The organism is Pseudomonas asplenii, assembly GCF_900105475.1.
Lineage (GTDB): Bacteria > Pseudomonadota > Gammaproteobacteria > Pseudomonadales > Pseudomonadaceae > Aquipseudomonas > Aquipseudomonas asplenii.
The window spans coordinates 4569956-4589336 of record NZ_LT629777.1 but is presented as its reverse complement, the minus strand read 5'-3'; the positions used below and the strand labels follow the sequence as shown (position 1 = coordinate 4589336).

Genomic DNA, 19381 nt, shown 5'->3' with positions numbered 1-19381 from the left:
TGGCGAACTCCGCCCAACATGCACCAACACAGGTCGCTTTCACGCTGAAAACGCCGCAATAAACCGGAGAAACCGGGCAGACCAGTACTTGGCACGCTCCCTGCTTTTACCTCAATACCCTCTGCCATGAATGACCTGGCAGACCGTTCCGGTGGTCAACGGCGATCACCTGCAGAACAGGAATAAAAAACACCAGGCAAAGGCGCCTGGAGCTTCGGCTCCAGGCGTTTTTTTTTGCATTTTTTCTGGCTGGGCCAGCCCGTGATTGGCCGTGATCCGAGGAAACACCATGAACGCTATCGTGAATATCGAACATCGCAAGAAACTGGTGATCGTGGGTAATGGCATGGTCGGCCATCACTGCGTCGAACAGTTGATCGAGCGCGGCGCCCTGCGTCACTTCGAACTGCATGTCTATGGCGAGGAATGGCAACCGGCCTACGACCGCGTGCACCTGTCCGAATACTTCGCCGGCAAGGACGCCCATGCCCTGGCCCTTGGCGAGCCCGGGCTGTACGAGCGGCATGGCGTCAAGCTGCACCTGGGCGTCGAAGTGCTGGAGATCGACCGCGAGCAACGGGAGATCGTCACCCGTTCCGGGCGTCAGCCCTACGACCAGTTGATCCTGGCCACCGGTTCCTATCCGTTCGTGCCGCCGATTCCCGGTTCCGAAGGTTCGGCACGGCTGGTCTACCGCACCCTCGACGATCTCGATGCGATCCGCGACGCGGCTGTCCAGGCACGACGCGGCGTAGTGGTCGGTGGCGGCCTGCTTGGCCTCGAGGCAGCCAATGCGCTCAAGTCACTCGGCCTGGAAGCCCATGTGGTCGAGTTTGCCCCGCGCCTGATGCCGGTACAACTGGATAGTGACGGCGGTGCCGCACTCAAGGCGCAGATCGAGGCGCTGGGCGTCGGCGTGCATTTGTCACGGGCGACCCAGGAGATCGTCGCCGGCGAACAGTACCGCTACCGGATGAATTTCGACGGCGGCGAGTTTCTCGAAACCGACCTGATCGTCTTCTCCGCTGGCATTCGCCCGCAAGACCTGCTGGGACGCAACAGCGGCCTGGAGATCGCCCCGCGCGGCGGCATCGTCATCGACAGTCACTGCCAGACCAGCGACCCGGCCATCTCGGCCATCGGCGAATGTGCCTCCTGGAACGGCAGCGTGTTCGGCCTGGTCGCGCCGGGCTACAGCATGGCGCGCAACGTCGCCACGCGCCTGGCCGGTGACACCGCCGAGACCTTCAACGGTGCCGACATGTCGACCAAGCTCAAGCTGCTCGGGGTCGATGTCGGCTCCATCGGCGACGCCCACGGCGCCACCCCGGGAGCGCGCAGCTACCGTTTCATCGATGAGGCCAACTCGGCCTACCGGCGCCTGGTGGTCGATGCCGAAGGCAAGAAAGTCATCGGTGCGGTGCTGGTCGGCGACAACAGTTACTACGACACTCTACTGCAATACGTGCAGAACGCCATTGCCCTGCCCCAGGACCCGGCGGGCCTGATCCTGCCGCTGAGCGACGGTGCACCGGCTCTTGGCGCCGATGCGTTGCCCGAGACGGCGACCATCTGCTCCTGTCACAACGTCACCAAAGGCGCGATCTGCTGCGCGGTCGACGCCGGCTGCAGCGACCTGTCCGAACTCAAGGCACAGACCAGGGCCGCCACCGGCTGTGGGGGCTGTAGCGCGCTGCTCAAGCAGGTTTTCGAACACGAACTGGTCGCCCGTGGCGTAGCCGTCGACAAGAGCCTGTGCGAACACTTCGCCTATACCCGCCAGGAGCTGTACGCGATGGTGCGGGTGGGCGGCATCGAGACCTTCGAGGAACTGCTCGCCCGTCACGGCAAGGGCCACACCGGCTGTGATATCTGCAAACCGGCGGTGGGGTCGATTCTCGCCTCGTGCTGGAACCGGCCGATCACCGACAAGGCGCTGGTGCCGCTGCAGGACACCAACGACACCTTCATGGCCAACATGCAGAAGAACGGCACCTACTCGATCATCCCACGGATCGCCGCCGGCGAAATCACCCCGGACAAACTGATCGCCCTCGGCGCGGTGGCGAAGAAATACGACCTCTACACCAAAATCACCGGTGGCCAGCGTATCGACCTGTTCGGCGCACAATTGCACGAACTGCCGCAGATCTGGGGCGAACTGATCGAAGCCGGTTTCGAGACCGGCCACGGCTACGGCAAGTCCCTGCGCACGGTGAAATCCTGTGTCGGCAGCACCTGGTGCCGTTACGGCGTACAGGACAGCGTGGCCATGGCCCTGCTGCTGGAGAATCGCTACAAGGGCCTGCGCGCGCCGCACAAGTTCAAGCTGGCGGTATCCGGCTGCACCCGTGAGTGCGCCGAGGCGCAAAGCAAGGACATCGGTGTAATCGCCACCGAGAAAGGCTGGAACCTGTATGTCTGTGGCAACGGCGGCATGCGCCCACGGCATGCCGAACTGTTCGCCACCGACCTCGACGATGCGACGCTGATCCGTTATGTCGACCGTTTCCTGATGTTCTACATCCGCACCGCCGATCGCCTGCAACGCACCTCCGTGTGGCGCGAAAACCTCGAAGGCGGCCTCGACTACCTCAAGGCGGTGATCATCGACGACAGTCTGGGCCTGGCCGCCGAGCTGGAAGACCAGTTGCAACTGGTGGTCGATCGCTACGAATGCGAATGGGCCAATGCCATCAGCGACCCGGAAAAACTCAAGCGCTTCCGGACCTTCGTCAACGACCAGCGCAGCGACCCGGACATCCATTTCGTCAAGGAGCGTGCGCAGCGCCGGCCGGTGCGCGCCGATGAACTCAACCTGATTCCCGTCCACGAGGAGGTGCTCTGATGGCCCAGCCAACCGCACAACACCGTATTGCCGATGACGTTCAATGGCAGGCGGTCTGCCGCCGCGAAGACCTGGTGGAAAACTCCGGCGTGGTGGTCTGGTTCCACTGCGCCCAGGTCGCGCTGTTCTACCTGCCCGATGGCGCCCAGGGGCGCACCCTGTATGCGATCGACAACCATGACCCGCTGTCCGGCGCCAATGTGATCGGCCGCGGTATCGTCGGCCATATCAAGGGTCAGCCGGTTATCGCCTCACCGCTGTACAAGCAGCATTTCAGCCTCGAGGACGGCAGTTGCCTGGAATACCCGGAGCAGCAGTTGCGGGTCTGGCCGGTGCGCTGGACGGGCGACGCGGTGGAAATCGCGGTGATCTGACGTCTGTCGGGAAACCTGGCGAACTGTCAGAACTGACAGTAGCCAAAGTTGCCACAGCGACCTCTAATGGACGCTTGGCAGCTGTATCCATCCGGATTGCCAGTGAGACAGGTGTTGCCCAGGCAATACCTGCCACTTACCCGTCACGATGGAGATCACGACGATGGATCACGCCACACTCCCCGCCCCCCACATTCCAGCAGCGCTGGAGAACTTTCACTACCCGCAACACAACCTTCTGCCCATCGATGCCCTCACGTCCGGCCTCGCCCTGGACATCGAGACCGCCTGGCCCGATGCGGCACAAGGCGGCCAGGTCGATCACCTGACCCTGCTCCATACCTCGCCGGCCGGCAGACTCCACGAACTGCCCCTGCCAATGCCCGGACCAATCCACTTCCCGCTCAGGATATGGTTGCCCTATCAGTATCTGCATGAGGAAGGGATCGCCAAGGTCGCCTTCAAGGTACGCAACCATGCCGGCGCCCTCTTCGAATCGGAAACGGCGAGCTTCACCCTCGACGGGCGTGTACCCAATAACGGCCTGGCCGGCAGCAAGCCTGTGGTGGATGACGAGGTCAGCTCAGGGCCAGGTGTGACCCAGGAATACCTGCGCAAGCATTGCAATTGCGTGAAGTTTCGCATCGATCGTTATCCCGGGCAGACCATCGGCGACCGGATCGGCCTCAGGCTCGGCGGCGCCAATGAGCCGATCCAGAGCTATGCACTGGTGACCCGGGTCGATCACGACACCGTCATTCTGCTCGATGCAGAGTACTTTCTGGATAAGCCCGACGGCGTACACCTGGCTTACTACAAGCTGTTCAGCCGGGCCGGCAAGGCGGGAGACAATTCGAAGGGAACGTTTATCCGCATCGACCTCGGCCCGCGTAGCTGAAAGACGATCCAGGTGCCACCCGGTCCCAGTAGGGACGGAGGATGGCTCTTACTGAGCCGCCACCGGCCCGGTGGCACCGTCCCAGCCGCCACCGAGGGCAGCGATAAGCTGCACGCTGGCGAGCAGGCGGCTCTGCAGCAGGCTCAGCACGCTACGTTCGTTGCTCAGCGCGGTGGTCTGTACACTGACCACATCCAGATAGGCGATCAACCCGGCCTTGTACTGGTTTTCGGTCAGGCGCAACGATTCCCGTGCCGCCTCCAGCGCCTGTTGGCGTACCACCGCCTCGTTCTCCATGACCTTGAGCTGCACCATGTAGTTTTCCACCTCGCGGAAACCATCGAGCACGGTCTGCCGATACTTGGCAACGGTCTGGTCATACAGCGCCTCGCTCTGCTGCACTTGCGCCGAACGCTGACCACCGTCGAACAGGGTCATCGCCAGTTTCGGCCCCACCGACCAGAAACGGTTCGGCAGGCTGATCCAGTCAGCGTAGGTACTGCTGCTGTAGCCGCCGGACAGGCTCAGGGTCAGGTCCGGGTAGTAGGCGGCCTTCGCCACACCGATCTTGGCGTTGGCGGAGATCACCGAGCGCTCCGCCGAAGCCACATCCGGGCGCCGTTCGAGCAGTTGCGACGGCAGCCCAACCGGAATCTGCGGCAACGCCGGGACATCGCGGGTGGCCGCCAGCTTGAAGTCGGCCGGCGCCTGGCCGGTCAACACGGCAATGGCGTTCTCAAACTGGGCACGCTGCCAGATCAGGTCGATCAGATCGCCCTGGGCACTTTTCAGTTGGGTCTGCGCCTGGGCGATCGCCGCCTTGCCCGAAACACCGAAACGGTACTGGTTCTCGGTGGATTTCAGCGAACGCTCATAAGCTTGCACCGTGGCTTCGAGCAAGCGTTTCTGCTCATCGATCACCCGCAGTTGCAGGTAGTTCTGCACCAGCTCCGACTGCTGGCTCAGACGCATCGCAGCCAGGTCGGCGAAGCTCGCCTGGGCGCTGGCCTGGTCAGCTTCCAGGCCACGGCGCAGCTTGCCCCAGACATCGGCCTCCCAGCTCACACCCAATTGCGTGTTGTAGGTGTCACGAATCCCGCTCGAGGCACTGCTGAGGCTCGAGTTGCTGCTGCCGGTACCCTGGCTGGAACGGGTCTTGCCCGCGCTCAGGTCGACGCTGGGAAAGAACGCGCCACGGGAGCTGCGGACCAACGCCTGAGCCTGGCGGAATTGCGCCTCGGACTGCGCCACGGTCTGGTTGCCGCTGTTGAGCTTGGTCACCAGGTCGTTGAGCACCGGGTCACCATACAGCTCCCACCAGGCGCCACGGGCCAGCGAGTCGCTGGGCTGGGCCTGGCGCCAGCCGCTGGCTTCCTTGTACTGCGCGGGTGTGGTGGCTTGCGGGCGTTTGTAGTCCGGGCCGATCGCGCAGGCGCTGAGCAGCCCGCACAGGGCCAGGCTCAGCAGGCGCGAGCCACGCGCCAGTTCCAGGCGTTGCGCCGCCCGTGCGGTCGCATTGCAACGTGAATGGTCAGTCATAGCGGAGTTTCCAGAGCACCATCGGTACGTACGCCGCGCCAGGCATTGAAACGATGGCGCAGGCGGTCGAGATAAAGGTAAACCACCGGGGTGGTGTAAAGCGTCAGGACCTGGCTGAAGATCAGCCCGCCAATGATGGTCAGGCCCAGCGGCTGGCGCATTTCCGCACCTTCGGCAGTGCTGAGCAGCAGTGGCAAGGCACCGAGGATCGCCGCCAGGGTGGTCATCAGGATCGGCCGCAGGCGCAGCAGGCAGGCCTCACGGATCGATGCCAGCGGTTCGAGCCCCGAATGCCGCTCCAGTTGCAGAGCCAGGTCGATCATCAGGATCGCGTTCTTTTTCACCACACCGATCAGCAGGAACAGCCCGAGCAGCGAAATCAGGCTGAACTCGCCGCCCAGCAGGTAAATGCTGAGCAAGGCGCCGACCCCGGCCGAAGGCAGGGTGGAGAGAATGGTCAGCGGATGAATATAGCTTTCATAGAGAATCCCCAGCACCAGGTAAACCGCCACCAGTGCGCCAAGAATCATGAATGGCTGGCTTTTCTGGGTGGCGGCAAAGGCATCGCTGGTGCCGGCCATCTTGGCGATCACGCTTTCCGGCAAGCCAACCTTGGCCACCGCGCGTTCGATGGCGGCCGTGCCCTGCTCCACCGTCACCCCCGGGGCCATGTCGAACGACAGGCTTTGCGAGGCGAACTGCCCTTCATGGTTGACCTGGTCGTCCTGCAGGCTGTTCTCGTAGTGGGCGATGGCCGACAACGGAATGCGCTGGCCATTGCTGCCGATCACATTGACCTGGTTGAGGGTTTCCGGACTCTGGGCGTACTTGGGATTGACCTCCATCACCACCTCGTACTGGTTCAGGCTGTCGTAGATGGTGGAAATCTGCCGCTGGCTATAGGCGTTGTTCAGCACGGCAGTGACCATGCTCATGTCGACGCCGAGGCGCTTGGCAGTGTCGCGGTCGACCACCAGGGTGGTCTGCTGGGCGCCCCGGCCTTCACGGGCGTCGATGGCGGTCAACTCGGGCAACGCCTTGAACGCCGCGACTATCTTGGGGTACCACTCGCGCAGGGCCGCCAGGTCATCGCTCTGCAGGATGTAGGAGTACTGCGAGGTGGTCTGCTCGCGACCGCCGCCGAACTGCAGGTCCTGGTCGGCCATCAGCATCAGCCGCGCACCGGGGACCTTGGGCATCTCGTCACGCATGCGTTCGATGACTTTCTGCGCCGAGATATTGCGTTCCTTGATCGGCTTGAGGCGCACCAGCATGACGGCGTTGTTGGTGCCGTTGTTGCCACCGATGAAGCCAGCCACGCTCTGCACCGCCGGGTCGGCCAGGACCGCCTTGCGGAAGATATCCATCTTCGGTTGCATCACCCCGAACGACAGCCCGTCATCGCCGCGCACAAAACCGATCAGTTGCCCGGTGTCCTGCTGAGGCATGAATGTCTTGGGCACCACCACGTACAGGGCGATATTGACGCCGATGGTGATCAGCAGGCTGAGCAGGGTCAGCCGTCGATGCCGCAACACCCAGTCCAGGCTGTCGGCATAGACGCTGACCATCCGCTCGTTGACCCGTTCGCTCCAACGCTGCAGGCGCGTCTGCACGCCCTTGGCATGGGGCTTGAGCCAACGTGCGCAGAGCATCGGCGTGAGGGTCAGCGACACCACCAGCGAGACGATGATCGACGCCGCCAGGGTGATGGAGAACTCGCGGAACAGGCTTTCGATGATGCCGCCCATGAACAGGATCGAGAGAAACACCGCCACCAGCGAGACGTTCATCGACAACAGGGTGAAACCGACTTCCTTCGCCCCGAGATAAGCCGCCTTCATCGGCGCGATGCCCTCGTCGATGTGCCGGGAGATGTTCTCCAGCACCACGATCGCGTCGTCCACCACCAGGCCGGTGGCGAGGATCAGCGCCATCAGCGACAGGTTGTTCAGGGAAAAACCGTAGAGGTACATGATGGAGAAGGTGCCGATCAGCGACACCGGCACCGCCAGGGTCGGGATCAGCGAGGCGCGGAAGTTGCCGAGGAACAGGTAGACCACCAGCACCACCAGGGCCACGGCGATCAACAGGGTCATCTCGGCTTCATGGAGAGTCGCCTTGATCACCGGCGAGCGATCCATGGCCAGGTTGAGCTTGACGCTGGACGGCAACACCGCCTGCAACGCCGGCAACTGGGCCTTGATTTCGTTGACCGTCTCGATGATGTTGGCCCCGGCCTGGCGGTTGATCACCAGCAGCACTGCCGAATCATTGTTGAAAAAACCACTGTTGTAGCGGTCCTCGACGCCGTCGCTGATCTTCGCCACATCGCCCAGGCGCAAGGCCGCGCCGTTCTGATAATGGATGATCAGCGGCTCATAATCCTTGGCCTTCTCCAACTGGTCATTGGCCTGTATCTGCCAGTTGCGCTGGTCGTCTTCCAGCGAGCCCTTGGGCCGGCGCACGTTGGCGTTGGCGATGGTGGTCCGGACATCGTCCAGGGCCACGCCGTACTGGTTCAGTGCCTGCGGTTCGAGTTCGATCCGCACCGCCGGCAACGAACTGCCGCCGATCTGCACCTCGCCCACGCCCGGCACTTGGGACAGGCTCTGGGACAGAATGGTCGAGGCCAGGTCGTACAACTGGCCTTTCTGCAACACGTCGGAGGTCAGCGACAGCACCATGACCGGCGCCTGGGACGGGTTGACCTTCTTGTAGGTCGGCATGCTGCGCATACCACTGGGCAGCAGGTTGCGCGAGGCGTTGATGGCCGCCTGCACTTCCCGCGCCGCGCCGTTGATATCGCGGTCCAGGTCGAACTGCAGGATCACCCGGGTCGAGCCCTGGCTGGAACGGCTGCTCATGGTGTTGACGCCAGGGATCACCCCGAACGAGCGCTCCAGCGGCGTGGCCACGGTCGAGGCCATGACTTCCGGGCTGGCGCCCGGCAGGCTGGCCTGGACCACGATCACGGGGAAGTCCATCTGTGGCAGCGGCGACACCGGCAACAGGCCGAAGCTGACGCCGCCGAGCAGGACAATCGCCAGGCTCAGCAGCATGGTCGCTACCGGCCGACGGATAAAGGGTCCGGAAAGGTTCATGTGTCCGCCTGCTCCAGACGGCTCGGATGCCGACCCCAGCTCCGTCCCAGACGGTCAAAGAACAGATAGATCACTGGCGTGGTGAACAGCGTCAGCACCTGGCTGACCAGCAACCCGCCAACCATCACCAGGCCCAGGGGCTGACGCAGCTCGGCACCGGAGCCGGTCGCCAGCATCAGCGGCACGGCACCGAACAGCGCTGCCAGCGTCGTCATCAGGATCGGCCGGAACCGCAACAGCGCCGCCTGGTAGATCGCCTGCTCGGGCGCAACGCCCTGATTGCGTTCGGCGTCGAGAGCGAAGTCGATCATCATGATCGCGTTCTTCTTGACGATACCGATCAGCAGGATGATGCCGATGATGGCGATCATGCCCAGGTCATTACCGCTGAGGATCAACGCCAGCAAGGCGCCGACCGCGGCCGATGGCAGGGTCGAGAGGATCGTCACCGGATGAATGTAGCTCTCGTAGAGTACGCCAAGCACGATGTACATGGTCACCACCGCCGCCAGGATCAGCAGCAGCGTGCTCGACAACGAGGCCTGGAAGGCTTCGGCAGCCCCCTGGAACTGGGTCTGCACGCCGATCGGCATGCCGATGTCATGCTTCACCTGGTCGATGATCTCGACGCCCTGCCCCAGCGCGATGCCTGGTGCCAGGTTGAACGACATCGTCACCGCCGGGAACTGGCCGATGTGGGAGATCGCCAGTTGCGCCTGGCGCTCCTCGATCCGCGCCAGGCTCGACAAGCGAACCTGACTGCCGCTGGTGGTCTTGACGTGGATCTGGTCGAGCGCCGCCGGGCCGATCCTTTCCCCGGCCTGGGCCTGGAGCACCACGCGGTACTGGCTGGCCTGGGTGTAGATGGTGGAAATCTGCCGCTGGCCAAAACCGTCATACAACGCATCGGTAATGTCAGAGACCGCCACACCGAGCCGCGACGCGGCATCCCGGTCGATCACCAGGTACACCTGCAGGCCCTTGTCCTGCAGGTCGCTGGCGACATCGGTCAGTTCCGGCCGCTGGGCCAGGGCGTCGAGCAGCTTGCCGCTCCACTCGGCGAGCAGGTCGGCGTCTGGCGAGGACATGCTGAACTGGTACTGCGTGCGGCTGACGCGGTCTTCGATGGTCAGGTCCTGCACCGGCTGCAGGTACAGGCGGATGCCCACCAGTTTGTCCAAGTTCGGTTGCAGGCGCGCGATCACCTGGGTCGCGCTGAGATCACGCTCGCGATGGGGTTTGAGGTTGATCAGCAGGCGCCCGCTGTTGAGCGTGGTGTTGTCGCCATCGACACCGATATAGGACGACAGGCTCTGTACCGCCGGATCAGCCAGAATCACCTTGGCCAGTTCCTGCTGGCGCTGGCTCATGGCCGCGAACGACACCGACTGCGGCGCTTCGGAAATGCCCTGGATCACCCCGGTGTCCTGCACCGGGAAGAAGCCCTTGGGCACGATCAGGTAGAGGAACACGGTCAGCGCCAGGGTACCGACGGCGACCAACAGGGTCAGCGACTGATGCTTGAGCACCCATTGCAACTTGCGGCCGTAGGACTCGATCAGCCAATCGAGCCAGGCGCCGCTGGCGCGGTAGAAACGGCCCTGCTCTTCTTCCCTGGGTTCACGCTTGAGCAGGCGCGCGCACATCATCGGCGTCAGCGTCAGTGATACCACCAGGGAAATCAGGATCGCCACCGCCAGGGTGATGGCGAACTCACGGAACAGCCGCCCGACCACATCGGCCATGAACAGCAGCGGAATCAGCACCGCGATCAGCGACAGCGTCAGCGACACCAGGGTGAAGCCGATCTGCTTGGCCCCCTTGAGCGCAGCCTGCATGGGGCTGTCGCCTTCCTCGATGAAGCGCGAGATGTTTTCCAGCATGACGATGGCGTCGTCGACCACAAAACCGGTGGCGATGGTCAGGGCCATCAGCGTCAGGTTGTTGACCGAGAAGCCTGCCAGGTACATCACGCCGAAGGTACCAATCAGCGACAGCGGCACCGCCACCGAGGGGATGATGGTGGCGCTGGCTCGGCGCAGGAACAGGAACGTCACCATCACCACCAGGGCGATGGCGATCAGCAGTTCATGCTGCACGTCGGTGACCGACGCGCGGATGGTCTGGGTACGGTCGGTCAGCACACTGACATTGATGCCTGCCGGCAGGTTGTCGGTGATGCTCGGCAGCAGCGCCTTGATCCGGTCCACCACTTCGATCACGTTGGCCCCTGGCTGGCGCTGGATGTTGAGCAGCACCGCCTGGTTTTCATTGGCCCAGGCCGCCAGGCGTTCGTTCTCCGCGCCATCGACGATCTGTGCCACGTCCTTGAGACGCAACGGCGCGCCGTTCTTGTAGGCGAGGATCAGGTCGGCGTATTCCTTCGGCGAGCGCAACTGGTCGTTGGCATCGAGCATCGACACCCGGGTCGGACCGTCGAAGTTACCCTTGGGCTGGTTGACGTTGGAGGCGCCGACCAGCGTACGGACGTCGGACAGGTTCAGGCTGTTGGCTGCCAGGGCTTCGGGGTTGACCTTGATCCGTACCGCCTGGCGCTGGCCACCGGCGATGCTGACCATGCCGACGCCGCTGATCTGGGCGATCTTCTGCGCCATGCGCGTATCGACCAGGTCGTTGAGCTTGGGCAACAGCATGGTTTTCGAGGTAATCGCCAGGGTCAGCACCGGGGTATCGGCCGGGTTGACCTTGTTGTACACCGGCGGTGCCGGCAGATCCTTGGGCAACAGGTTGGTCGCGGCATTGATCGCAGCCTGGACCTGCTGTTCGGCGACATCCATGTTGATGTCGAGGTTGAAACGCAAGGTCAGCACCGAGGCGCCGCCGGAGCTGGTGGAGGCCATCTGGGTCAGCCCGGGCATCTGTCCGAACTGGCGCTCCAGCGGTGCGGTGACCGCACTGGTCATCACGTCCGGACTGGCGCCCGGGTACAGGGTCATCACCCGGATCGTCGGGTAATCGACCTGTGGCAGCGCCGACACTGGCAGCAAACGGTAGGCGATCATCCCGGCCAGGACGATCGCCAGCATGCTCAGGGTGGTCGCTACCGGGCGGAGAATGAACAGCCGCGAGAGATTCATGCGCCGACCTTTTTCGCCTTGGCCTCAGCCGGTGCATCCTTGGCGCCGTGCAGGTGCTCGGCCGGCGAGGTCGGGACCTGCTGGCTGTCATTCACCACTTCCACGTCACTGCCATCCTTGAGACGGTCGGTCCCTTCGAGCACCATCCGGTCGCCAGCGGCCAGGCCCTCGGTGACCACGGTGACGTTGCCGTCGCTGGAGCCGACCTTGATCGGACGGATCTTGACCTTCTTGTCGCCGTCCAGCGTATAGACGAAGGGACCATCGGTACCGAACTGGATCGCCGCGCTCGGCGCCAGCACCACGTTCTTCAGGGTATCGGCGAGCAGGTGCACGTTGACGAACTGGTTGGGGAACAGGGTCTGTTCCTTGTTTTCGTAGAGCGCCTTGAATTTCAGGGTGCCGGTGGTGATATCAATCTGGTTGTCCAGGCTTTGCAGTACGCCGGTGGCCTGCTGCTTCACGTCACCGCGATCCCAGGCTTCGGCTGGCAGATGCGCGCCGCTGCGGAAACGGGGCAGTACCACGTCGAGGTTGTTCTCCGGCAAGGTGAATACCACGCTGATCGGCTGGGTCTGGGTGATCACCGCCACGGCCTGGGTGTCGTTGGCCGCCAACAGGTTGCCGACGTCCAGTTGGCGCAGGCCCAGGCGTCCGGAAATCGGTGCACGGACCTTGGTGAACTCCAGGTTCAGTTTTGCCGCATCGACTGCGCCCTGGTTGTTCTTCACCGTGCCCTGGTATTGCAGCACCGTCGCCTCGGCGGTATCGAGGGTCTGCTTGGCGATACTGTCTTCGGCATACAGCCCGCGATAGCGCTGCAGGTCGACCTGGGCATTCTTCAACTGGGCCTGGCTCTGCAGCAAGGTACCCTGGGCCTGCAGCAGGGCGCTCTGGTAGCTGCGCGGGTCAATCTCGGCCAGCACATCGCCGGCCTTGACCATCTGCCCTTCCTGGAAGTTGATCTTGACCAGTTGCCCGGCCACCTGCGTGCGCACATTGACGGTATTGAGCGCAGTCACGGTGCCCAGCGCCTGGTAATAGAGCGGGAAGTCGCCAATGGTAGCCGGTGCCACACGCACCGGCACCGGGCCGGTGGCGGCGCCGAAGCCTGGGCGCATCATGCCTGTCTTGCCGGTATGCCCGGCCGGTTTGTGTTGGGCCTTGTTCGCACCCGCCGGCCAGAAATGCCAGCACAGCGCCGCGATGATCAACAAGGTGAGCAGGCCAAACAGCCAACGACGGGATTTGCGGGGAGCAGAGGATTGCATGGAGTGATCAACCATTGTGGGCGAGTGCTTCTTCCTTAGGAGCCTGAAAGATAAGCACTCAGAGGTTTCATGCAAAGGGCCTTTACCGGCAATTTACCTTTGCATGACGTTCTTCGACCAAGACACTGAAATGCAAATGAAAACGGCCTGGACAGGGACAGGCCGTCAAGCATTGCCAGGTCGCTTACTGCAAGACAGCGAGGGCGGCGGCGTAGTCGGGTTCCTGGCCCATATCGGCAACCAATTCGCTGTGCAGCACCTGGTCCTGTTCGTCGAGTACCAGTACGGCCCTGGCGGTGAGACCCGCGGTTGGGCCGTCGGCGATGGCTACACCGTAGTCTTGCATGAATCGGGCGCCGCGCAAGGTCGACAGGTTCTGGACATTTTCCAGGCCTTCGGCACCGCAGAAACGAGCCTGGGCGAACGGCAGGTCGGCGGAAATGCACAGCACCACGGTATTGCTCAGTTCATTGGCGTGGGCGTTGAAGGCGCGGACCGACTTGGCGCAGGTCGGCGTGTCGATGCTCGGGAAAATGTTCAATATCTTGCGCTGGCCGGCGAAGTCAGCCAGAGAGACGTCAGCCAGGTCCTTGTTCACCAGGGAAAACCCGGGCGCCCGGGTTCCGGGACGCGGCAGCTCACCGTTGACCTGCACCACTACGCCTCTGCGCGTCACTTGAGCCATGAAGTCTATCCTTTTGAACAGTTGCAGAAGAAAGGTTGAAGTTAACCACGATATGCCGCCGACACCTACGTCCGAACACAAATTGTCACAGCCACGCAAGGATCCCGAAGGCCCAGGCCAGAGCGGCCCATGACCAGGCACCGCAGTGTGACAGTTGAAACGGGGTCAAGGTTTCAGGCCCGCTTCGCGCGCCCGCGCGGGCAAGCCTGCTCGCCACAGGGTTCGAGTCCGGCACAAACAAAAACGGCCTGGACAATGCCAGGCCGTGGGTGACTTGCGTCGCCGCTTACTTCAATACAGCCAGGGCTGCGTCGTAGTTCGGCTCGTCAGCGATTTCACCGACCAGTTCGCTGTGCAGGACATTGTTGTTTTCGTCCAGCACCACCACCGCACGGGCGGTCAGGCCTGTCAACGGGCCGTCAGCGATGGCCACACCGTAGTTTTCGATGAACTCGCGACCACGCAGGGTCGACAGGTTCTGGACGTTTTCCAGGCCTTCGGCGCCGCAGAAGCGTGCCTGGGCAAACGGCAGGTCAGCCGAGATGCACAGCACCACGGTGTTGGCGACATCGTTGGCCTGGGCGTTGAACTTACGCACCGAGGTGGCACAGGTCGGGGTGTCGACGCTTGGGAAAATGTTCAGCACCTTGCGCTTGCCGGCAAAGCTTTCCAGGCTGACGTCGGCCAGGCCGGCGTTGACCAGGGAAAAGGCCGGAGCCTGGGTGCCGACCTGAGGCAGTTGGCCGTTGACCTTGACCGGGTTGCCTTTGAGGGTGACTTGAGCCATGAGCGAAATCCTTCCAGAAAATATTTGAAGAGGCCGAAGTTAAGCACGAAAGCGTCAGTCGACCTATGGGGGACCCACAAATTCGCACACCTTCGAGGGTGCGGCAAATCTGAAATACAACTTTTACTTGTAGGAGCTTGCGCGCAAAGCTGCCACCTATGTCCCGGGTACGCCCTAACGGGCGTCCTGTACCGGATAACGCTACAAACAGCCTATCCATGCTTCACAAAAACCCATATCAGTGCACCTCAGAGCGTGACAATACAGGATAAAAGCCTGATCCGTATGAATGAGACATTTCTGAGTCTGTTTTGTTTCTGCAGCAATTCCTACAGTCCTCCCCTGCCAGGCCAGGGTGGCCGGGCACGATCTGGCAACCGTGGAAGACTTGACCATGAGTACAGCAGCAAACGCAGAAGCCTATAACTACAAGGTGGTCCGACAATTCGTCATCGCCACCGTGTTCTGGGGCGTGATCGGCATGGCGATGGGGGTGCTGATCGCCTCGCAACTGGTCTGGCCCGAGATGAATCTGGACCTGCCCTGGACCAGCTTCGGTCGCCTGCGGCCGCTGCACACCAGCCTGGTAATCTTCGGCTTCGCCGGCAGCGCACAGTTCGCTGCCAGCTACTATGCGGTCCAGCGTACCTGCCAGGTGCGGCTGTACAGCGACACCCTGGCCGCGTTCACCTTCTGGGGCTGGCAGGCGGTGATCGTGATCATGTTCATCAGCCTGCCGCTGGGCTATACCACCACCAAGGAATACGCCGAGATCGAGTTCAGCGGCGCGGTGTGGATGGCGCTGGTCTGGGTCGTCTATGCCATCGTGTTCTTCACCACCGTGGTACGCCGCAAGACCCGGCACATCTATGTCGGCAACTGGTTCTTCGGCGCCTTCATCCTGGTGATCGCCATGCTGCACGTGGTCAATCACCTGTCGATCCCGGTGGACTGGTTCAAGTCCTACCCGGTCTACTCCGGTGCAACCGATGCCATGGTGCAGTGGTGGTATGGACACAACGCCGTGGGCTTTTTCCTCACCACCGGCTTCCTCGGGATGATGTATTACTTCGTGCCCAAGCAGGTCGGCCGGCCGGTGTATTCCTACCGCCTGTCCATCGTGCATTTCTGGGCGCTGATCACCCTGTATATCTGGGCCGGCCCGCATCACCTGCACTACACCGCCCTGCCGGACTGGGCACAGTCGCTGGGCATGGCCATGTCACTGATCCTGCTGGCTCCGAGCTGGGGCGGCATGATCAACGGCATGATGACCCTCTCCGGCGCCTGGCATAAGCTGCGCACCGACCCGATCCTGCGTTTTCTGGTGCTGTCTCTGGCGTTCTACGGCATGTCGACCTTCGAAGGTCCGATGATGGCGATCAAGACCGTCAATGCCCTGTCCCACTACACCGACTGGACCATCGGCCATGTGCATGCCGGGGCGCTGGGCTGGGTGGCGATGATCACCTTCGGTTCGCTGTACCACATGATTCCCAAAATCTTCGGTCGCGAACAGATGCACAGCGTCGGCCTGATCAACCTGCATTTCTGGCTGGCGACCATCGGCACGGTGCTGTACATCGCCTCGATGTGGGTCAACGGCATCACCCAGGGCCTGATGTGGCGGGCGGTAAACGAGGACGGCACCCTCACCTATTCATTCGTCGAGGCATTGGTGGCCAGCCATCCCGGGTTTGTCGTGCGGTTTGCCGGTGGTCTGTTCTTTCTCGGCGGCATGTTGTTGATGGCCTACAACACCTGGCGCACGGTGCGGGTCGCCGACCACACGGTAGCCCGGCAAGCGGCACAAATTGTCTGAATGCCCAGAGCGAGGAGGATCGTACGATGCTGGAAATCGGTTTGAATCTGATGGCGGTGGTTTCGCTGTATCTGGGCATCAGCTACTGCCTGCGGGACCAATCGGAAAAGAGCCTGGACGAGGCCAGCCTGATGCTGTTCTCCGACGATCCGGAGGTGGCGCAGCGGGTTGAGCAGGCGACGGGCAAGGTGGTGCCGGCGATGGTGGTTGAGGAAAGGCCGCCTGAGAGTTGGGCACACATGGATATGTAGATTCAAGGCTGTGGTGCCTGGGCGGGCCTGTTCGCGGGCAAGCCCTGCGCCTACACGGAGCCTGCCAGACGCCTGCGGTACTGCCCGGGCGTCACCCCCAGCACTTTGCGAAAGGCGCTGCCCAGGTGCGACTGCTGGGCAAAGCCACAATCGAGGGCGATCTGCGCCAGCGACCGCTCGCCACCCTCGATCATCCGCCGTGCCGCCTGCACCCGCACCTCCAGCAGATAGGCATGGGGCGTCATGCCAATGGCCCGGGTGAAGTCGCGCAGGAAACGTAGCTCCGACTGCCCCTGCCCCGACGCCAGTTGGGCCAGGCTCAAGGGCTGGGCGAAATCCTCGGCAAAACGACGCAGCACTGCCGTGAAGTTCGGCGGTGCTGGACTACCGAGCGGAACCAACTCGCCCAACCGGACAAACTCCAGCGCAACCGCTTCGAGCATCAGCGGATCGCAACCCGGCTCCAGCAACAGCCGGCGCAGCTGTCGCCCCAAGGCAAAACCCCGCGTGTGTCCGGGACTCTCCAGCCGCTGCTGGAGCGCCGGGCGATCATCTTCGAGCTGCCAGCGCACCAACAGGTACTCGCCCCCTTCAGCGGACTCGGAAAACACCTCGATACCCGGCGGCGTCAGTGCCAGGGTGCCGGGACGGGTGTCGAAATCCACGCGCCGGTCGGAGCCGATGGCATGGACACCGCGCTGAGACTCCAGGGCGATGCCCAAGGTCTGCCATTGCACTGGATCGCGCCCGCTATAGGCTGAGCGCGGCAAGAGTTGCAGGCACAGGCGCCCGTCCAGCAGGCGCCGGGCAGGCATCGCAAGCTCACCGACCGGTTGTTCGCGCATCTGAAATTTCCTGATAGATCACCATTGCCGCCAAGCCGCAGACTGCCTGCACACCCGTGATCGAAAGGAACACCACATGCGCACCATCGGCCTTATCGGCGGCATGAGCTGGGAGTCCAGCGCCGAGTATTACCGGATCATCAACCAGCAGGTCCGCTCCCGACTCGGCCCGCTGCGTTCGGCGGCATTGTTAATGTACAGCGTCGACTTCGGCCCTGTCGAACAGGCCCAGCACGCCGGGCGCTGGGACGATGCAGGGCTGATCCTGCAGGACGCCGCGCGACGCCTGCAAGCCGGTGGCGCCGAATGCGTGGTGCTGTGTACCAACACCATGCATCGGCTGGCGCAGCAGATCGAGGGCGCCGTGAGCATCCCCTTCCTGCATATCGCCACACCGACCGGCCAGGCCGCCCTCGCCCGCGGCGCAACGCGGGTCGGCCTGCTCGGCACGGCGTTCACCATGGAACAGGACTTCCTCAAGCAGCGACTGGTGGCCCAGGGACTGGAGGTACTGATTCCCGAAACGGAGCAACGCCAGGCCGTCCATCGAATCATCTATGACGAGCTGTGCGTGGGCGTGATCAACGAGCAATCGCGGCAGCTGTACCAACAAGTGATCGAGGGGCTGGCGGCGCGAGGCGCCGAGGCGATCATTCTCGGCTGCACTGAAATCGGCTTGCTGATCAAACCCGAGCACAGCCCGCTGCCCTTGCTCGACACCACCGAGCTGCACGCGCTGGCGGCGGTCGATTTCGCCCTGGGCAACTGAACCCCACAAATCTGTAGAACACCTTGCAGGAGCCGGCGTGCTGGCGATAGCGCCATACCAGCAGACAAAAACGTTGACTGACCGGTCGCTATCGCCAGCACTCAGGCTTCCACCAGAGGCCTGTGAAGTCAGTCCCGACCCCAACCGTTCAGCCCCGGTTCAGCTATAACCGGCAAAATCTGTTTAGTAATGAGTATCATTATGTTACAAATTACCATCCACTTTTACTAACGGGCGCGATTTCCGAATGCTGGTTCCCTTTCTGATCATGCTGCGCGAAGGTATTGAAGCCGCGCTCATCGTTGGCATCATTGCCAGTTACCTCAAGCAGACTGGCCGTGGCCAATGGATGCCTGCGGTGTGGATCGGGGTCTTTCTCGCCGCCGCGCTCGCGCTGCTGGTCGGTGGCGGCCTGGAGCTGGTCAGCGCCGAATTCCCACAGAAGCAGCAGGAACTTTTCGAAGGCATCGTCGGCCTGGTCGCCGTCGGCATCCTCAGTTCGATGGTGTTCTGGATGCGCAAGGTCGCGCGCTCCATCAAGCATTCCCTGCACGTGTCCCTCGACCATGCCCTCGCGGCCTCCAAACATCAGGTCTGGGCCCTGATCGCCATGGTGTTCTTCGCCGTCGCCCGCGAAGGCCTGGAAACGGTGTTCTTCCTGTTGGCGGTGTTCCAGCAGAGCGAAGGCCCGGGCGCACCGATCGGCGCCCTGCTCGGCCTGATCCTGGCGATCCTGGTCGGTTTCGCCATCTATACCGGCAGCATGCGCCTGAATCTGGCGCTGTTCTTCCGCTGGACCGGGTTGTTCATTCTGGTGGTTGCCGCCGGCATCCTGGCCAATTCGGTACAGGCCCTGCACGAGGCCGGCCTGTGGAATCACCTGCAGGATGTGGTCTTCGACATCAGCGCGACGTTGCCGATGGATGGCCCCGCCGGTTCGATCCTGGCCGGCATGTTCGGCTATCAGGATGCACCGACCGTCAGCGTACTGAGCGCCTACCTGCTGTACCTGGTGATCGCCCTGGTGATGTTCTTCATCCCGGCCGCCCCCCTGGCCCCCAAGCACACTTCTTCCGTTCCCAACCAGTAA

The 19381-nt window shown here is 62.7% G+C and carries 14 protein-coding genes; 7 read left to right on the top strand and 7 right to left on the bottom strand.

What is annotated here, in order from left to right; translation table 11 throughout:
- Nucleotides 1-289 precede the first annotated feature (289 nt).
- The 3 genes from nirB to BLU37_RS20790 all read left to right on the top strand — a co-directional run bounded on the left by nirB (nucleotide 290) and on the right by BLU37_RS20790 (nucleotide 4120).
- Entirely contained in the window at nucleotides 290-2848 is a 2559-nt protein-coding gene (gene nirB, locus BLU37_RS20800) for a nitrite reductase large subunit NirB (protein ID WP_090208376.1), read from the top strand.
- Nucleotides 2848-3222, top strand: a complete 375-nt coding sequence (nirD, locus tag BLU37_RS20795) for a nitrite reductase small subunit NirD (RefSeq protein WP_090208372.1) — start codon at nucleotides 2848-2850, stop codon at nucleotides 3220-3222. The genes nirB and nirD overlap by 1 nt, the downstream gene beginning before the upstream one ends.
- 163 nt (nucleotides 3223-3385) lie before the next feature.
- On the top strand, nucleotides 3386-4120 hold the full coding sequence (locus BLU37_RS20790) for a hypothetical protein (protein ID WP_090208369.1): 735 nt from the start codon (nucleotides 3386-3388) through the stop codon (nucleotides 4118-4120).
- Between the two features lie 48 nt (nucleotides 4121-4168).
- Here BLU37_RS20790 and BLU37_RS20785 read toward each other — a convergent pair whose 3' ends face one another.
- From BLU37_RS20785 to tpx (BLU37_RS20760), 6 genes are all read right to left on the bottom strand, one after another.
- Nucleotides 4169-5659 (bottom strand): efflux transporter outer membrane subunit, encoded by a 1491-nt coding sequence (locus BLU37_RS20785; RefSeq protein WP_090208365.1) that lies wholly within the window; start codon nucleotides 5657-5659, stop codon nucleotides 4169-4171.
- Nucleotides 5656-8763, bottom strand: a complete 3108-nt coding sequence (locus BLU37_RS20780) for an efflux RND transporter permease subunit (protein WP_090208361.1) — start codon at nucleotides 8761-8763, stop codon at nucleotides 5656-5658. The genes BLU37_RS20785 and BLU37_RS20780 overlap by 4 nt, the downstream gene beginning before the upstream one ends.
- Nucleotides 8760-11861 carry an MdtB/MuxB family multidrug efflux RND transporter permease subunit gene (locus BLU37_RS20775; RefSeq protein ID WP_090208358.1) on the bottom strand — a complete coding sequence of 1034 codons (3102 nt, stop codon included), beginning with the start codon at nucleotides 11859-11861 and terminating at the stop codon, nucleotides 8760-8762. The genes BLU37_RS20780 and BLU37_RS20775 overlap by 4 nt, the downstream gene beginning before the upstream one ends.
- Nucleotides 11858-13147, bottom strand: coding sequence for an MdtA/MuxA family multidrug efflux RND transporter periplasmic adaptor subunit (locus tag BLU37_RS20770; protein ID WP_090208355.1), 1290 nt, complete (start codon nucleotides 13145-13147; stop codon nucleotides 11858-11860). The genes BLU37_RS20775 and BLU37_RS20770 overlap by 4 nt, the downstream gene beginning before the upstream one ends.
- Nucleotides 13148-13316: 169 nt before the next feature.
- Nucleotides 13317-13817, bottom strand: a complete 501-nt coding sequence (gene tpx / locus BLU37_RS20765) for a thiol peroxidase (protein ID WP_090208351.1) — start codon at nucleotides 13815-13817, stop codon at nucleotides 13317-13319.
- Between the two features lie 286 nt (nucleotides 13818-14103).
- A complete protein-coding gene (gene tpx / locus BLU37_RS20760; protein WP_010451559.1) occupies nucleotides 14104-14604 on the bottom strand; it encodes a thiol peroxidase in 501 nt (166 codons plus the stop codon).
- Between the two features lie 394 nt (nucleotides 14605-14998).
- Here tpx (BLU37_RS20760) and ccoN point away from each other — a divergent pair, with 394 nt between their 5' ends.
- The gene (gene ccoN, locus BLU37_RS20755; RefSeq protein ID WP_090208348.1) at nucleotides 14999-16426 is read left to right on the top strand and encodes a cytochrome-c oxidase, cbb3-type subunit I; all 1428 of its coding nucleotides are present in this window, start codon (nucleotides 14999-15001) and stop codon (nucleotides 16424-16426) included.
- A gap of 26 nt (nucleotides 16427-16452) precedes the next feature.
- On the top strand, nucleotides 16453-16677 hold the full coding sequence (locus tag BLU37_RS20750) for a hypothetical protein (protein ID WP_029533770.1): 225 nt from the start codon (nucleotides 16453-16455) through the stop codon (nucleotides 16675-16677).
- A gap of 50 nt (nucleotides 16678-16727) precedes the next feature.
- Here BLU37_RS20750 and BLU37_RS20745 read toward each other — a convergent pair whose 3' ends face one another.
- Nucleotides 16728-17522 carry an AraC family transcriptional regulator gene (locus BLU37_RS20745; protein WP_090208346.1) on the bottom strand — a complete coding sequence of 265 codons (795 nt, stop codon included), beginning with the start codon at nucleotides 17520-17522 and terminating at the stop codon, nucleotides 16728-16730.
- A 76-nt stretch (nucleotides 17523-17598) separates the two neighbouring features.
- Between BLU37_RS20745 and BLU37_RS20740 the strand changes: the two genes are divergently transcribed.
- Nucleotides 17599-18291, top strand: a complete 693-nt coding sequence (locus tag BLU37_RS20740; protein ID WP_090208343.1) for an aspartate/glutamate racemase family protein — start codon at nucleotides 17599-17601, stop codon at nucleotides 18289-18291.
- A 247-nt stretch (nucleotides 18292-18538) separates the two neighbouring features.
- Nucleotides 18539-19381: an iron uptake transporter permease EfeU gene (gene efeU, locus BLU37_RS20735; protein ID WP_010451547.1), complete on the top strand. Its 843-nt coding sequence runs from the start codon at nucleotides 18539-18541 to the stop codon at nucleotides 19379-19381.

Coding starts and splice junctions, on each gene's coding strand:
- efeU (WP_010451547.1), top strand. CDS start 18,539: ATGCTGGTTCCCTTTCTGATCATGCTGCGCGAAGGTATTGAAGCCGCG.
- ccoN (WP_090208348.1), top strand. CDS start 14,999: ATGAGTACAGCAGCAAACGCAGAAGCCTATAACTACAAGGTGGTCCGA.
- BLU37_RS20785 (WP_090208365.1), bottom strand. CDS start 5,659: ATGACTGACCATTCACGTTGCAATGCGACCGCACGGGCGGCGCAACGC.
- tpx (WP_010451559.1), bottom strand. CDS start 14,604: ATGGCTCAAGTCACCCTCAAAGGCAACCCGGTCAAGGTCAACGGCCAA.
- BLU37_RS20780 (WP_090208361.1), bottom strand. CDS start 8,763: ATGAACCTTTCCGGACCCTTTATCCGTCGGCCGGTAGCGACCATGCTG.
- nirD (WP_090208372.1), top strand. CDS start 2,848: ATGGCCCAGCCAACCGCACAACACCGTATTGCCGATGACGTTCAATGG.
- BLU37_RS20750 (WP_029533770.1), top strand. CDS start 16,453: ATGCTGGAAATCGGTTTGAATCTGATGGCGGTGGTTTCGCTGTATCTG.
- tpx (WP_090208351.1), bottom strand. CDS start 13,817: ATGGCTCAAGTGACGCGCAGAGGCGTAGTGGTGCAGGTCAACGGTGAG.
- nirB (WP_090208376.1), top strand. CDS start 290: ATGAACGCTATCGTGAATATCGAACATCGCAAGAAACTGGTGATCGTG.
- BLU37_RS20740 (WP_090208343.1), top strand. CDS start 17,599: ATGCGCACCATCGGCCTTATCGGCGGCATGAGCTGGGAGTCCAGCGCC.
- BLU37_RS20790 (WP_090208369.1), top strand. CDS start 3,386: ATGGATCACGCCACACTCCCCGCCCCCCACATTCCAGCAGCGCTGGAG.
- BLU37_RS20770 (WP_090208355.1), bottom strand. CDS start 13,147: ATGGTTGATCACTCCATGCAATCCTCTGCTCCCCGCAAATCCCGTCGT.
- BLU37_RS20775 (WP_090208358.1), bottom strand. CDS start 11,861: ATGAATCTCTCGCGGCTGTTCATTCTCCGCCCGGTAGCGACCACCCTG.
- BLU37_RS20745 (WP_090208346.1), bottom strand. CDS start 17,522: ATGCGCGAACAACCGGTCGGTGAGCTTGCGATGCCTGCCCGGCGCCTG.